The organism is Paraburkholderia sp. SIMBA_054 (genome assembly GCF_046534875.1).
In the GTDB taxonomy this organism is placed as follows: Bacteria; Pseudomonadota; Gammaproteobacteria; order Burkholderiales; family Burkholderiaceae; genus Paraburkholderia; species Paraburkholderia hospita.
Genome location: NZ_JAWRXV010001113.1, coordinates 1 through 259 on the forward strand (window position 1 = coordinate 1; position 259 = coordinate 259).

Below are 259 nucleotides of genomic sequence, written 5' to 3' on the forward strand. Positions count from 1 at the left end.
CACGTCCGCGTTGTTCGAGCAGTTGATCGGCCAGACCTTCGCGCGCGATCACGTCGCGGTCGTCAACGGCGATGCCGCGCTCGCCGCTGCGTTCAGCGCGCAGCCCTTCGATCATCTGCTGTTCACGGGATCGACGAAAATCGGCCACGAGGTGATGCGCGCCGCCGCCGAGCATCTGACGCCGGTCTCGCTCGAACTCGGCGGCAAATCGCCGGCGATCATCGGCGCGCACGCGCGTTTCGAGAATGCCGTGGATAAC

The 259-nt window shown here is 66.0% G+C and carries 1 protein-coding gene; it reads left to right on the forward strand.

All coding sequences use genetic code 11. The features are described 5' to 3' along the window. The coding region (locus SB822_RS58610; protein WP_410859310.1) for an aldehyde dehydrogenase family protein at positions 1 to 259 on the forward strand (259 nt) is incomplete at both ends.